Here is a 14,154-nt window from a genome sequence, read left to right as displayed (position 1 = left end):
TACGAGGTAAAATAAAAAAACCGATAGCGAACTACCGGTTTTTAAATATGATCAATGCTTTTTATCTTTTGCCGCCTAATGACTTCAAAGATTCGGTCGCGTAGGCATTGGTTGGGTCGAGTGCCAAGGTCTTGTTGAAATATTCGTTGGCTTTGGCTTTGTCAGTGTTGGCGTAGCTTGCCGCGATGTTGTTGTAAGACTCGATGACTTTCGTTTTGTTCTTGTCAAATTCTTCTTTGCCTTTTTCATTGACCACTTTCAAATATTCTTCATAATACTTGATGATGTTTTCTTCGTTCTCGAGCAAACGGTTGGTTCTTGCACGGAAGATGTAGGCATCCTGTGTAGTTGGCGAAGCTTCGATTACTTTTCCGAAAGCGGCATCGGCTTTTTGCAAAGCGACTGGATCTGGTTTGACGACATCTTTTCTGGTGTTGTCGTAATAGATCGAGTTACCAAGGTAGAAATTGTCGAGCAGGTAATTCTTAGAATTCACATTGGTCACCGCAATTTCATAAATCGCCGCTGCTTCCTTGAACAATTTTTGCTCGTAGAATTTCTTGCCTACTTCGCTCAAGTCGCCGGTCATGGTAATTTCCATTTCAACTGATTTCTTGATGTCGGCTACACCGGCATTGAACATTGTTGCATCGACGGTCTTGGTTTCGGCATTGTTGGCTTTTTTCAATTTGGCCAAACCGAGGTACAAATAATCCCTGGCGATGATTTTGTTCGATGGGTTGGCGATAAAGTCCTGAAGTGATTTCAAGGCCACATCGATGTTGCCATTTTCGTAGGCAGAATAACCTAAGTAACGCAAGATTCTTGGGTTGACTTTGTCGATTTGCTTCATCTTTTCGGCTTCCACTTCCAAAGCTTTGTAGTCTTTGGCCAAGATCAGGAAGTCGGCGTGACGCATACGTGACGTTAATGAATAATCGGTCAAAGTCATGTATTTTTCGTAATACGTCAACGCCTGTTTGATGTATTCGTTGTATTTTTTAGGTTCGTTGTTACCCCAGTAGTAGTAGGTTTCCGCGAGCTCTCTGTAGACCGGACCATAGTTCGGGTTGGTCGCAATAACGTCGTTGTAGGCTTTTACGGCTTCGGTATACGCTTTTGCCCCTTTGAGCAAAACACCCAATTGCATTTTGGCGCGGATCAAGGTATTGTCGGCCTGGAACGCGTTGCGGTAAGCAGCGTATGCTTCGTTTTGGTTTTTATCGCCGTAGTAAGCATCACCCAATGCCAATTGCACTTGTGCATCTGCCGGGTTGGCCAATTTGGCTTTGTTCAAAATTTCGATGGCTTTTTTGTAATCGGGCTTATCGGCGCTCATGTAGGCCCTGGCCACATAAACGTACTCCTCGGTGTCTTTCTTCTTGACATCTTTCAAAGCCTGGTCAAAATTGGTTTGTGCACCGGCGGCATTTTTATTGTCGAGTTCGATTTGGCCGAGCCCGATGTAATTCAATTTGGCTCCTTCGGTGGCAGCCATTCCTTTTTGAAAATAGATTTTCGCAGAATCGGCTATGTTTTGCGTCAGATAAACATTCCCCAAAAGAAAAGCGGCACGGCCATTTGAAGGTTTGGCCTGAACAATTGATTTGAGCATTGCTTTTGCTTTTTCATACTGTTCTGCATCGATTGCTTTTTTGGCCTGTTCCAAATCCTGTGCGTGCGTTATTCCTGCCGTGGCTAATAAAGCAAAACTTAAAATCTTTAATCTGTTCATCTTATTCTTATTTATTTTTATTTTTTTCAATTTCCTTTCTGATAAGGATTTTCCTTGAAGGTGTTTTGGCGGGCACCAACCCCGATTTGAGTATGATTCGTTGTCCGATTTCTCCGGCGATGAATGAAGCAAAACCCATCCCCAGCCCGGCATAACCCTGACAATTGACGATGTACAAATCACGTGCCAAAGGGTATTTGCCTTCTGCTATGTCATTTTGGCTTGGAAAAACATAATCCCCCGTTTTACCTTTCACGCTGAGTATGTTTACCTTATCGACAATCGGTTGCATTTTTGGCGCCGGATTCGACAACCAGTTGAGCCCGACTACCCCAATCATTCCATCGTTTTCTGCTACATAGCGGATGGTTTCTTCGTTGGTCTTGAAAGAGAATACTCCTTCGGCTGGAAAAGTCTCAATTCCGGCCAACGCATTCATAAAGCCCGCGGTGCTCGAATTGGGATTGTCAAAAACCAATCCTTTGATGCCCGGTTGCGGTTTCCCATGCAAGACATCCAGCACACTTTGCAAAGTAATGATGGTGTCTTTTACCCCTTTATTGGCAATTAATGCAATGGCATCGGTTGCAAATTTGGTGGTTTTTGGCGTTATTTTCCTTGCTTTGATGGCGTTCTCTTCCTGTGTCGTCAGTTTCCTGGCCAGGATCGCGACACGTGCACTGTCGTTGGCCAACGTTTGGATGACTTCGGCCTCCGATTTTGCCTCGATGGTTATTTTAGCATCGTATTGGCTTTCGAAAACTTCAATCTGTTCTTCAATAATGGGAACCAACGTTTCGTCCACCAGCAGGGTCATCTCGCCTTTGAGAATCGTTTCCTGTTTTGCCTGTTTGTCATTGCAGGTGATTACGCACAATGCAAGCAAAACAAGACCAAATATTTTTGTGGAAATTTTCATGCTATTGTTCACTATTCGACTGGAAAAAACGCAAAAACCTTAGGAACGAATACCCGATCAGCAACACGCCAAAAGCAATTCTGTAGCCTGGCTGCATGTTGAGCGGGAATTTTTTCCAAAAAATGACAATCAACCCTAAAACAAGGTAGACCAAGAAAAACAGAATACCTATAACGAGAAGAAATCGCTCTTTGGGCGATTTCTTCCTGAAATTCTTTTCGGTCTTTTGTAACATTAATTGCTGGCCGTTACGATGTTGATCGGAAGGGAGAAAAGCATCCTAACTTTTTTTCCGTTCTGCTCTCCTGGGTTCCATTTGATCGGGCAAGACTTGATTACTCTTACCGCCTCTTTACCCGTACCGTATCCGATGTCTCTCAATACTTTGATGTCTGTGAGCGACCCATCTTTTTCAACGACGAACGAAACAAACACTTTACCATTGAGTCCTTCCTCGTCAGGCAATTGATAGTTCTTACTGATGTAAGCCCTAAACTTATCAACTCCTCCAGGGAAATCGGCTTTCACCTCAATACCTGCCGCGTTGTAGATGGTGTTGTCTTCTTCGACTACATCTTTAGGTCCGTTTCCAACCGGTTCTACTGTCAATTCTGCATCGGGATCTCCTTTGATGGTTTCTGCACCCAACTTTTTATCGACAATTTCTTTGATTTTCGGCGGTTCTTCAACTACCTCCTCCGCTTTAGCAACCACCGGCTTCACGAATTTCACTTGGTCCACTTTTGGTGGCGGTGGCGGTGGCGGCGGAAGGTTTTCTTTCGGTTTTTCCTTTGGCGGGATTTTAACCGTTACGATTTTCTTATCTAAAGCAGCATCGTCATCGGAAGAGCTGAAATCAATCAGGTCGGCCCACATTGGAATACTAACCAAGAAGGCAAAAACGACGGCACCGATTCCGAACGCTTTCCATGTTACCTTAGGATTGGTCATACGCAATTCGTAGGCGCCGTAACTTTTGTTACGACCTTCGAATACGATGTCCGTCCATGTTCTTTTTAATAAATCTAATTTCATCTTATTTTACTTTTAATTAGATTACTGTGCTGGTGCCGCTTCGGCTGCAGGCGCTTCTGGAGTTGCGGATGACCCGCTTGAAGCACCGGCGTTGTCAACACCAATCAGTTTACTTTCTTCAGGAGCATAATCATTAACGATTGCATAAGTCGGAACATCTACAATCGCCATCTCGTCGAGAATGTCGACCAAATTGCGGTAGGTCGATTTTTTGCTCGGTTTAATAATAACGATGAGTCCTTTGTCTTTATTACCCGTGTACTGAATAACCGCTTCCTTCTGTTTGAGCAATTCCTTGCGGATGCCTTCTTTTCCATAAGCGATTTCTTTCGGGGCCAATTTTGGCGTGGCCAACAATCCCATGTACATTTTCATTTGATTGTTGTCACCCAACAAAATCGTCATCGTACGGTTTTCGTCAACCTTTACGTCTTTGTTTTTGGTAGGATCATCATCTTTGTCCGGCAAACCCAAATCCATGGATTGCGGTTTTGACAGTGAGGTCGTCAACATAAAGAACGTAATGAGCAAGAAAGCCAAATCCACCATCGCGGTCAAATCGACCTTTGAGTTTTGTTTTTTACTTCTTACCTTCTTACTGCCTTTCTTGCCGCCGCCACTGTCGCCGGTATTTAATTCAGCCATTTCTGTATACTTTTATTTAATTAAAAATCTTTTCCTCTTAAACCAGTAACCAAATTGAAGCTATTGATTTTTTGATCCTGTAAAATATCCATAATTTTTCTGATCTGCGGATATTCTTCTTTTGCATCTCCTTTGATAGCGATCTGCAATTCGTTGTCATTCACTTCAATGTTTGCAATCCTGGAATTGTAAATCCATTCTTTGAGCTGGTTGTCCAAAGAGTCTTTTGGAATCCCCGGCTGCAAGCCTAACTTATTTCTTTCAGAACTGGTCATTGCGATGATTTGCTTCAAGTTTTGGACGGGTACACCAAAACCTTCCATCAAGGCAAAACGATTTGCTTCATCTTCAGTAAACGTGATTCCGTATTTTTGCCCCATCAATTCGAGTGCTTTCTTGCGAACTTCTCTCCCTTTGAGGTCATAAAATACTTTTCCTTTACCTACCGTAATCGTAGCCAAATCGCTTTCAGGCAATTTGGTCTGTACAGTAGAGGCCGGCGTATCGACTGGCAATGGTTCTTGTTGCTTTGCTGTGGCGGTCAAAATAAAGAACGTCAACAACAAGAAGGCAACATCACACATCGCGGTCATATCAATAGACGCGGCTTTTTTGGACATTTTTACGTTAGCCATATTTATCTTTTTTATACTTTGCAGAAACTTCGGTCATACCTTAATTATACAACCTCGTGCTTTGCGCGATATTTTAAATTAAATTAGTTCTTCAAAGAACCTCTGAAGTGTCTGTAAGTATTTACGATAGTCGAACCAGCTTCATCGATTGAGTAAGTCAATGTATCGATTTTAGAAGTAAAGAAGTTGTAAACGATAATCGCCAAAGCAGAAGTTGCAATACCTGTAGCGGTGTTGATCAACGCTTCAGAGATACCGTTTGCCAACATCGCCTGGTCAGGAGTACCTGAAGTAGCCAAAGCACCGAACGCCTTGATCATACCTGTTACTGTTCCCAAGAGACCTGCCAATGTACCCAAAGATACCAAGGTAGACAAGATCGTCAAGTTTTTCTCCAACATTGGCATTTCCAATGAAGTAGCTTCTTCGATTTCTTTGTGGATCGTCTCAGCAGCTTCTTCGCTGTTCAAACCTTCTTTTTTAACTTCTTGGTATTTGATCAAAGCAGCTTTGATCGCATTGGCAACAGAACCTTGTTGCTTGTCGCAGTTTGCAATAGCACCGTCAATATCGCCATTCTTAATATTTCCTTGTACATTTTTCATAAACTGGTCCAAGTTTCCTTTTCCAGCCGCCTTGGTGATCACCATGTAGCGCTCAAAAGAGAAAACAATAACCATCAAAAGTAATCCCATCAAAACCGGTACGATTGGTCCTCCTTTGTAAACCATCGCAAGGTAATTTCCTGGTAGCGGGTGCCCTGTGTTTACGCCTCCTTCAAAGTTCGAGCCTGCACCCATGATGAATTGCCAAATAATCCAACCCACAAAAACGCATGCCACAATCACAATTCCAGAGAACATGCTACCTCCTTTTGAACTACTTTCTTTTTTAACGTTTGCCATTTTTTTAATTTTTAATAGTTTTAAATAATTTAAGTAAATTTTAGTTGTAAAAATTTTTGAATAGCAGCAAATTTAATTTTTTAGTTTAAATAAAAAAACTTTTTTTAATTTTATTATGATTAATTTAATCCCTTATTACGTCAGCAATGGCAAGGGTTTCACGATTATTTGAAAAATGTTAAATAAAAGCATAGTTTTATAAACGTTTAAATAATTTTTACAAAAATATGATGGTAATATTTCAATGCAAATCCTTCAAAAATCTTGAACTATTTTTCTTACGGCTAATCATTTTTTAAAATTAAAATAACACTAATTTAACTGCCAAAAATTTGATATTTAAAATTCAATTCTTATCCATTCCCAAACATGAGCAAACAAGATCAATTTACCCAATTAATTACTGACGGTTATGCCTCAAAAGGCGAAAGCATCATCCTGGGCAGTGCCATTCTCGATGGCGAAGCCTTGCCCAATGCACACGTCAAAATCCCACTCAAAACGCTCAACCGGCATGGGCTCATCGCTGGCGCCACTGGAACCGGCAAAACCAAAACCATCCAGGTACTTTCAGAACAACTGTCTTCGTTCGGCATTCCCGTGCTCATGATGGACATCAAGGGTGATTTCAGCGGCATCGCCCAACCTGGAACCGAATTGCCTTTTATCACAGAACGCCATACTAAGATTAATATTCCGTACGAAAGGTTGGGATTCCCTGTCGAATTAATGACCCTGTCCGAACAAAACGGTGTCCGCCTGCGCGCCACGGTTTCCGAATTCGGGCCGGTGCTGTTCTCGCGCATCTTGGGCTTGAACGATGTCCAATCGGGCGTCGTCGCAGTGATTTTCAAATATTGCGACGACAACAAGATGCCGCTCTTGGATTTGAAAGACATCAAAAAAGTCATCAATTACATCACCGAGGAAGGCAAGGACGAAATCGAAGAACACTACGGAAAAATCTCTACCTCGACCACCGGAACCATCCTGCGCAAGATCATCGAACTCGAACAACAGGGCGGCGATCTGTTCTTCGGCGAAATGTCGTTCGACATCAACGACCTGATGCGCATCGATGAAAACGGACGCGGTTATGTCAACATCATCCGACTGACCGACATCCAGGACAAACCCAAATTGTTTTCGACTTTTATGCTGAGCCTTCTGGCCGAGATCTACCAGCAGATGCCCGAACAAGGCGATTCAGGCCAACCCGAACTCGTCATCTTTATCGACGAGGCACACCTCATTTTCAACGAAGCCAGCAAAGCATTATTGGAACAGATCGAAAGCATTGTCAAGCTGATCCGCTCCAAAGGCATCGGGATTTTCTTCGTGACACAGAATCCGATGGATGTGCCGAGTGCCGTCCTGGCCCAGCTCGGACTCAAGGTACAGCACGCGCTTCGAGCTTTTACCGCCAACGACCGAAAAGCCATTAAGATGACCGCCGAAAATTACCCGATCTCGGACTATTATAAAACCGATGAAACGCTTACCAATCTCGGAATCGGCGAAGCGTTGGTCACCGCCTTGAGCGAAAAAGGCACACCGACTCCGCTCGCCGCTACGATGATGCGCGCCCCGATGAGCCGCATGGATGTACTCACCCAGGGCGAAATCGACCAAATCAACGCCCAATCGAAACTGGTCAAGAAATACAGCGAAGTCATCGACCGCGAAAGCGCCTACGAGATGCTCAACAAAAAAATCGAATCGGTCGAACAAGAAGCCGCCGAGCAACAACAGCAACAGGCCGAAGCCAAGGAAGAACGCAAAGCAGCCAACGAACCGATGAGCCAAACGACCAAATCGGTGATTAAAGTTTTGACCAGCGCCACTTTCATTCGCGGGGCTTTCGGAATATTGACCAAATTATTCAAGAAATAATGAAAAGCATCCTCACTATTGGCCTGTTGGTTTTGTCGAACGTGTTCATGACGCTCGCTTGGTACGGCCACCTCAAATTCAAGGAGCTCAAATGGTTTGAAAATGCTGGGCTCATTGCAATCATTTTGATCAGTTGGGGATTGGCTTTATTCGAATATTGTTTTCAGGTACCGGCCAATAAAATCGGGTACCAAGGCAATGGCGGTCCATTTTCCTTGATGCAACTCAAGGTAATCCAAGAAGTCATTACGCTCGTGGTTTTTGTGATTTTCTCGTTGTTGTTTTTCAAGAATGAGACTTTCCGCTGGAACCACGCGATTGGTTTTTGCTTTTTGATCCTCGCGGTTTACTTCATCTTCAAGAAGTAGCTTGATCCGAAAAGTAGGGATTTGCAATGGATAAATGTTGTCTTTTGAAGACAACGCCGATCGAGAATTTGGATGCCTTATTCCGCAATTGTAACTAGCAAAATCAAGAAACATGAGACCTTTTGATGGAACGGTTGATTCTATCGGAACACAAAAACCAGCAAACCCTACAACTGGACCTGTCGAAAAAAGCTTCGGGGATCTACTTCCTGACCATCCAAACCGAGAAAGGAAACCGAACCGAAAAAATCATCAAGCAGTAAAAAAGTCTTGTAAATCCCTATCATTCGGTAGGGATTTTTAATTTTGGGCTGTTATGCATACAATCCAAAACAAATGGTTATGAAACAACTTTACGCTTTTATTTTTTTCACCTTATGCCTTTTTTCCGCGCAAGCGCAAATCGTTACGATCCCAGACATCAAATTCAAAAACGCCTTGATCGATCGTGGAGTGGACACCAACAACGACAACCAAATCCAATTGTCGGAAGCATTGGCCGTCACCAATCTGGACATTACTAATTTTGGTGGGCTGTCAGCCGCGATTACTGACATGACCGGAATCCGTTCGTTTGCCAATCTGCAAGTGCTTGACTGTAGTGCGCACAATTTCACGACGCTCGATGTCAGCGGCATGTCGAATCTGACCTCGCTTAGTTTTGGACAATGTGGTGTCACCAGTGTCAACCTGACCGGCTTGACCAATCTGCAACAAATCGATTTGGTGATGAACCCGATTACTGCTTTGGATTTGAGTGCGCTGACCAACCTTAAATTCGTCCATGCCTATGCCTGCTTCCTGACTTCGCTCAATGTAAACAACCTGAGCCAACTCGAATACCTCAACTGCAGCAGTTGCGATTTGACGGCGTTGGACGTGACAGATTTGGTGAACCTCGTGGATTTGCAATGTGCATGGAATACCATCAGCCATTTAGATTTGACCCACCTGACCAAGCTCAATTCGCTCGATGCCCAAGGCAACCTGTTTTCCACCCTCGATTTGAGCAATGTAACCACACAGGGATCTAATTTTATGGTAGGCGACAATCCCAACCTGACTTCTTTGAATGTAAAAAACGGACGTTTCAATTACCTGAACTGGAGCAATTCGACCAACTGCCCCAACCTGCAATACATCTGTGTCGATGAATCGGAACAACAAAGCGTATTGACCAATTTGCTGCTGGCCGGCGAAACCAACGTAGCCGTCAACACTTATTGCAGCTTCGGGCTCGGCGGCAACCACAACGCCATTGCGGGTACGGTTCGTTATGATTTGTTTGCCGATGGTTGCGATGCGACAGACACGGCGATGCCCAACATCCGGCTCAATGTTTCGGACGGTAGCCAAAGCGGGGCAATTTTCACTAGGAGTGATGGAAGTTACGATCTGTCAGTCAACACCGGAAATTTTACCCTGACGCCCGTACTAGACAATACCAATTTTACGGTGACGCCAACATCGGCCACGGTGAGTTTTAATGTCAGCAACAATCTTACGCAAACGCGCAATTTCTGTCTCACCCCCATCGGTATTGTCTATGAGCCCGAAATTACCTTGCTGCCTTTGAGACCGGCGCGGCCTGGTTTTGACGCGCAATACCGCATCATCTATAAAAACAAAGGCAACCAAATCCTGAGCGGACAGGTCAACCTCAATTTTGATGACAATGTACTTGATTTTCTTATGGCCACAACGACTGCCAACAGCCAATCGGCCCATAACCTGACATGGAATTTCCAAAACCTGTTGCCGTTTGAAACACGCGTCATCGACCTCACGTTCAACCTCAACTCGCCTATGGAAACCCCGCCGGTCAACAACAATGACCTGTTGGTTTTTACCGCAATGATCCAGGTCAACGGACAGGACTCGGCACCGGTAACCGATACTTTTGTGTTTATGCAAACGGTGGTGGGTTCCTACGACCCGAACGACAAAACCTGTCTCGAAGGAACGACCATCAACCCTACAATGATTGGCGATTACCTGAATTATGTCATCCGTTTCCAGAATTCGGGGACATTTGAAGCCGAAAATGTGGTCGTCAAAGATGTAATAGACACGGCTAAATTCGACATCAGTTCGCTGCAACTCACCGGCAGTTCGCATCCGCAGATGACGCGCATCAACGGCAACACGGTCGAGTTCATTTTCGAAGGCATCCATTTGCCGGCCGAACAGGACAACGAACCAGGCAGCCACGGATTTGTCGCGTTTAAAATCAAAACCAAGAACAATTTGACCGTCGGCAGTTCGGTGTCGAACAAGGCCGATATCTTCTTCGACTACAATTTCCCGATCACGACCGAACCGGCGACGAGTGTTTTCAATATCCTGGCACGCGATCAATTTGAAGACCGTTCGGTTACCGTCGCGCCGAATCCGGTCAAGGACCAATTGACCATTAGGGCGAAAGACCAGATCACTTCGATACAACTGTATGACATTCAAGGAAGATTGATCGAAACGGCGATGCAAAATGATAAAATCGTTATCTTTGGTATGCACAAAAATGCTGCGGGCATTTATTTCGTGAAGGTCACGACCGAAAATGGCAGCAGCACTGAAAAGATTATCAAGCAATGACGCTTAAAACTACAACCGCCTTGTTGGCCCTTGGTATGGCTTTGGCCGCTTTTCTTCCGCAAGTACAGCACAGCGCGGTCGATACCAAGGACCAGATCGCCAATGCCGAAAAGGCTTTCAACGAACTCGTGAAAACCAAGGGGATTGCAGAAGGATTCTACCAATTCGCTGCTCCCGAGGCCGTCATCAAACGCGAAAACGACACGCTCATCAAGGGCCGCGACAACATCAGGAAATATTACAGCAATCCGAAACTCAAAAATGCATCGGTGGTCTGGAAACCCGATTTCATCGATGTCTCGAAAGACGGCACGATGGGTTACACTTACGGAAAATACGTTTGGACCATCAAGGACTCGACTGGCAAAGCGACCGATTACAAAGGCGTGTTCCATACGGTCTGGAAAAAACAAACAGACGGATCCTGGAAATACGTCTGGGACTAAACTAAACCAAAGGCCACATGTTACGGATCATTCTTTCACTGCTCGTATTCCAAACCGGATTGGCCCAAACGACCAAGCATGTCCTTTTTCTCGGCAACAGCTATACCGGGGTAAATAATTTGCCGCAATTGTGTGCAGACATGGCCGCTTCGACCGGCAATATGCTCATTCATGACAATTTTACGCCTGGTGGTTATACGTTCGAAGACCATTGGACCGCCACGGTCACTACAACCAAAATCCAACAGGGCAATTGGGATTTTGTCGTACTCCAGGAGCAAAGCCAACGGCCCGCGCTTCCCGATTTCAGTTTGTCGTACATGGTTTACGAGTATGCAACATTGCTCAACAACAAAATCTTGCAATACAATCCGTGCGCGGAAACCGTTTTTTACATGACTTGGGGAAGGAAAAACGGCGACAGCGAATATTGCCCTTATTATACGCCCATGTGTACCTACGAAGGCATGGACGACCGTATTTACAACTGCTACATGACCATGACGCAGGACAATACCGCAGTGGTTTCTCCTGTGGGGGCGGTATGGCGCTACATCCGGACCCATCATCCCGAACTCGAGTTGTATGCCGATGACGGAAGCCATCCTTCGCTGTTGGGTTCCTATGCCGCGGCCTGTACTTTTTACACGGCTTTGTTCCGAAATGACCCGAGCTTGATCACTTATGAAGCCGGACTTGCGCCCGAACAGACCTCCCTGGTCAAGAATGTCGTGAAAATGTTGGTTTACGAGCATTTGTCCGATTGGAAAATCGGGAGTCATGATGCGAAAGCCGATTACACTTTTGCCAGTACGGACGGGATTACTTTTGAATTTGCCAATGCTTCAATCAATGCCCAGGCATACTTATGGGATTTTGGCGACGGACAAACTTCAGAGGCAATCAATCCGGCACATACTTTTGAAAGTCCCGGAAACTACACCGTTATTTTAAACGCAACGAATTGCGGCCAAACCGACATCCGGCAACAAACCATTACGGTGATGATGCAGCGCGATGATTGGACGAACAAAGCCACCAAAATGTATCCGAATCCGGTTTCCGATGCATTGTTCTTTGAAACCCAAAGCAATTTCCTCTCGGTCCAATTGTATGATGTGACCGGAAAAATAATAATCGAAGCGAACAACCTAAAGGACAAACAGTCGATTGATGTCAGCGCGTTGGCAAAAGGCTGTTACCTGATCAGAATCAAAACCGACACGGATCAATTTACCCAAAAACTCATCAAACAATAATGGCCAAGAAATATTTCATCCAGAAAACCCCTTTTGTCGTCCCCACCGATGATGGCAAACTCATCGAAGAACACCACGGCAATGCCACGACGAACAACCGAGAAATCTCGATCGCACACATGGTCGCACCGCCCCATTGGAGCGAACCGTTCCAAACCCCGACGTTTGATGAATACACCTACATCATCAAAGGCAAGAAGCAATTCATCATCGAAGGCGAAACCGTCGTGCTCGAGGCCGGACAATCGATCAAGATCGAAAAAAACGCACGCGTACAATATTCCAATCCGTTTGACCAGCCTTGCGAATACCTGGCCATTTGCCTGCCCGCTTTTTCTATAGAAAACGTTAATAGAGAGCAGTAAACCGCTTTTGCGCCGTACCTTTGTGTTACCAACATTAACACTATGGAAGCCCGTAAACGCATTATTATTGTGGGCGCCGGATTCGCTGGATTACGTCTTGCTCAGCATCTCGAAAACACCCAATACGACGTCCTACTCCTCGACAAAAACAATTTCCACCAATTTCAGCCTTTGATGTACCAGGTCGCCACGGCGCGACTCGAACCGGCCAGTATTTCATTCCCTTTGCGGAAAGTGTTCCAGCACTCCAAAAACGTGCGCATCCGGATTGCCGAAGTGCTTTCGGTCGATATGCAAAACAAAACCTTGCGCACCAATATCGATACCTTTACCTATGATTACCTCGTGATTGCCTTTGGCGCGACGACCAATTATTTTGGAAACGAGCAAATCGAAAAGTTCTCGTTCCCGATGAAATCGGTACCCGAAGCGATCCAATTGCGCAACCGCATTTTGCAGACTTTCGAAGATGCACTCATCATCGATCACAAGGATTTGCAACCGCTCATGAATTTTGTGATCGTCGGCGGTGGCCCCACCGGTGTCGAACTCGCGGGCGCCTTGGCCGAAATGAAAAAGAATGTATTGCCAAAAGATTATCCCGATAAAGATTTCTCCAAACTGACGATTTATTTACTCGAAGGTACGCCGTTCACATTGAACCCGATGAGCGACGACTCGCGCAAATGGTCGCAAAAATACCTCGAGGATTTGGGCGTCATTGTCAAAACCAGTACGATCGTGAGTAATTACGACGGCAAAACCGTCCAACTCCAGAACGGCGAAAGCATCGACAGCCTGAACCTGATCTGGGCGGCCGGTGTGGTGGGCAATACGCTCGATGGTATGCCCAAGGAAAGCCTTACGCGCGGCAATCGCTTCATTGTGGATCGACACAACGAAGTCCAGAATGTACCCGATGTGTATGCAATCGGCGATATTTCGTGGATGACGACGCCAAAATATGTCAACGGCCATCCGCAACTCGCAGCCGTAGCCAACGAACAGGCCGACATCTTGGCCAAGAATTTCAAGGCCAAACTCAAGAATAAATCATTAACTGAATTCGAATACCACGACAAAGGCTCGATGGCGACCGTCGGGAAAAGAAAAGCGGTGGTCGATTTGCCCAAGTTTCATTTCCACGGCGTGTTTGCGTGGCTGACCTGGATGTTCGTGCATTTGATGCTGATCCTGAACCTCAAGAACAAATTGCTCATTTTCATCCAATGGGCGTTCAGTTATTTCAGCAACGACAGTACGCTCAGGATTTTGCTCAAACCCGGTACGAAGAAAGTGGATAATATTCCGGTGGAACGAAAGCTGTAATCTTCGACATTCATTGTTCGTTAAT

General features: G+C 45.2%; 14 protein-coding genes. 8 read left to right on the top strand and 6 right to left on the bottom strand.

Annotated features, from left to right (window positions below; genetic code table 11):
* Nucleotides 1-61: 61 nt before the first annotated feature.
* The 6 genes from QM717_RS10915 to QM717_RS10890 form a co-directional block, all read right to left on the bottom strand.
* Nucleotides 62-1,735 (bottom strand): tetratricopeptide repeat protein, encoded by a 1,674-nt coding sequence (locus QM717_RS10915; RefSeq protein ID WP_415037506.1) that lies wholly within the window; start codon nucleotides 1,733-1,735, stop codon nucleotides 62-64.
* A gap of 7 nt (nucleotides 1,736-1,742) precedes the next feature.
* Nucleotides 1,743-2,621, bottom strand: coding sequence for a PstS family phosphate ABC transporter substrate-binding protein (locus QM717_RS10910; protein WP_415037505.1), 879 nt, complete (start codon nucleotides 2,619-2,621; stop codon nucleotides 1,743-1,745).
* 267 nt (nucleotides 2,622-2,888) lie between these two features.
* Nucleotides 2,889-3,689: an energy transducer TonB gene (locus QM717_RS10905; protein ID WP_415037504.1), complete on the bottom strand. Its 801-nt coding sequence runs from the start codon at nucleotides 3,687-3,689 to the stop codon at nucleotides 2,889-2,891.
* A 21-nt stretch (nucleotides 3,690-3,710) separates the two neighbouring features.
* Entirely contained in the window at nucleotides 3,711-4,334 is a 624-nt protein-coding gene (locus QM717_RS10900) for an ExbD/TolR family protein (RefSeq protein ID WP_415037503.1), read from the bottom strand.
* Between the two features lie 20 nt (nucleotides 4,335-4,354).
* Nucleotides 4,355-4,969 (bottom strand): ExbD/TolR family protein, encoded by a 615-nt coding sequence (locus QM717_RS10895; protein WP_415037502.1) that lies wholly within the window; start codon nucleotides 4,967-4,969, stop codon nucleotides 4,355-4,357.
* 83 nt (nucleotides 4,970-5,052) lie between these two features.
* Nucleotides 5,053-5,874, bottom strand: a complete 822-nt coding sequence (locus tag QM717_RS10890; RefSeq protein ID WP_415037501.1) for a MotA/TolQ/ExbB proton channel family protein — start codon at nucleotides 5,872-5,874, stop codon at nucleotides 5,053-5,055.
* Between the two features lie 369 nt (nucleotides 5,875-6,243).
* On the opposite strand from QM717_RS10890, the gene QM717_RS10885 reads away from it, so the two are divergent.
* The 8 genes from QM717_RS10885 to QM717_RS10850 all read left to right on the top strand — a co-directional run bounded on the left by QM717_RS10885 (nucleotide 6,244) and on the right by QM717_RS10850 (nucleotide 14,129).
* Entirely contained in the window at nucleotides 6,244-7,767 is a 1,524-nt protein-coding gene (locus QM717_RS10885) for a helicase HerA-like domain-containing protein (protein WP_415037500.1), read from the top strand.
* On the top strand, nucleotides 7,767-8,135 hold the full coding sequence (locus QM717_RS10880) for a DMT family protein (protein WP_415037499.1): 369 nt from the start codon (nucleotides 7,767-7,769) through the stop codon (nucleotides 8,133-8,135). The genes QM717_RS10885 and QM717_RS10880 overlap by 1 nt, the downstream gene beginning before the upstream one ends.
* A 125-nt stretch (nucleotides 8,136-8,260) precedes the next feature.
* Nucleotides 8,261-8,398: a T9SS type A sorting domain-containing protein gene (locus QM717_RS10875; protein WP_415037498.1), complete on the top strand. Its 138-nt coding sequence runs from the start codon at nucleotides 8,261-8,263 to the stop codon at nucleotides 8,396-8,398.
* Nucleotides 8,399-8,477: 79 nt separating this feature from the next.
* Nucleotides 8,478-10,730: a T9SS type A sorting domain-containing protein gene (locus QM717_RS10870; RefSeq protein WP_415037497.1), complete on the top strand. Its 2,253-nt coding sequence runs from the start codon at nucleotides 8,478-8,480 to the stop codon at nucleotides 10,728-10,730.
* Entirely contained in the window at nucleotides 10,727-11,176 is a 450-nt protein-coding gene (locus QM717_RS10865; RefSeq protein WP_415037496.1) for a YybH family protein, read from the top strand. Before QM717_RS10870 ends, QM717_RS10865 begins: the two co-directional genes overlap by 4 nt.
* A 17-nt stretch (nucleotides 11,177-11,193) precedes the next feature.
* Nucleotides 11,194-12,435 carry a T9SS type A sorting domain-containing protein gene (locus QM717_RS10860; RefSeq protein WP_415037495.1) on the top strand — a complete coding sequence of 414 codons (1,242 nt, stop codon included), beginning with the start codon at nucleotides 11,194-11,196 and terminating at the stop codon, nucleotides 12,433-12,435.
* A complete protein-coding gene (locus tag QM717_RS10855; protein WP_415037494.1) occupies nucleotides 12,435-12,800 on the top strand; it encodes a cupin domain-containing protein in 366 nt (121 codons plus the stop codon). Before QM717_RS10860 ends, QM717_RS10855 begins: the two co-directional genes overlap by 1 nt.
* A gap of 42 nt (nucleotides 12,801-12,842) precedes the next feature.
* Nucleotides 12,843-14,129: an NAD(P)/FAD-dependent oxidoreductase gene (locus QM717_RS10850; protein ID WP_415037493.1), complete on the top strand. Its 1,287-nt coding sequence runs from the start codon at nucleotides 12,843-12,845 to the stop codon at nucleotides 14,127-14,129.
* Nucleotides 14,130-14,154: the final 25 nt, after the last annotated feature.

The sequence above is a fragment of the Flavobacterium sp. genome (genome assembly GCF_047602195.1).
Taxonomy (GTDB): domain Bacteria; phylum Bacteroidota; class Bacteroidia; order Flavobacteriales; family Flavobacteriaceae; genus Flavobacterium.
The sequence above is the reverse complement of the archived record's forward strand: the minus strand, read 5'-3'. Positions and strand labels throughout refer to the sequence as shown.

What these genes read in the sequence shown, in the direction of transcription:
- QM717_RS10915 (WP_415037506.1), bottom strand. Translation starts at nt 1,735, where the DNA reads ATGAACAGATTAAAGATTTTAAGTTTTGCTTTATTAGCCACGGCAGGA.
- QM717_RS10905 (WP_415037504.1), bottom strand. Translation starts at nt 3,689, where the DNA reads ATGAAATTAGATTTATTAAAAAGAACATGGACGGACATCGTATTCGAA.
- QM717_RS10900 (WP_415037503.1), bottom strand. Translation starts at nt 4,334, where the DNA reads ATGGCTGAATTAAATACCGGCGACAGTGGCGGCGGCAAGAAAGGCAGT.
- QM717_RS10895 (WP_415037502.1), bottom strand. Translation starts at nt 4,969, where the DNA reads ATGGCTAACGTAAAAATGTCCAAAAAAGCCGCGTCTATTGATATGACC.
- QM717_RS10890 (WP_415037501.1), bottom strand. Translation starts at nt 5,874, where the DNA reads ATGGCAAACGTTAAAAAAGAAAGTAGTTCAAAAGGAGGTAGCATGTTC.
- QM717_RS10885 (WP_415037500.1), top strand. Translation starts at nt 6,244, where the DNA reads ATGAGCAAACAAGATCAATTTACCCAATTAATTACTGACGGTTATGCC.
- QM717_RS10880 (WP_415037499.1), top strand. Translation starts at nt 7,767, where the DNA reads ATGAAAAGCATCCTCACTATTGGCCTGTTGGTTTTGTCGAACGTGTTC.
- QM717_RS10875 (WP_415037498.1), top strand. Translation starts at nt 8,261, where the DNA reads ATGGAACGGTTGATTCTATCGGAACACAAAAACCAGCAAACCCTACAA.
- QM717_RS10870 (WP_415037497.1), top strand. Translation starts at nt 8,478, where the DNA reads ATGAAACAACTTTACGCTTTTATTTTTTTCACCTTATGCCTTTTTTCC.
- QM717_RS10865 (WP_415037496.1), top strand. Translation starts at nt 10,727, where the DNA reads ATGACGCTTAAAACTACAACCGCCTTGTTGGCCCTTGGTATGGCTTTG.
- QM717_RS10860 (WP_415037495.1), top strand. Translation starts at nt 11,194, where the DNA reads ATGTTACGGATCATTCTTTCACTGCTCGTATTCCAAACCGGATTGGCC.
- QM717_RS10855 (WP_415037494.1), top strand. Translation starts at nt 12,435, where the DNA reads ATGGCCAAGAAATATTTCATCCAGAAAACCCCTTTTGTCGTCCCCACC.
- QM717_RS10850 (WP_415037493.1), top strand. Translation starts at nt 12,843, where the DNA reads ATGGAAGCCCGTAAACGCATTATTATTGTGGGCGCCGGATTCGCTGGA.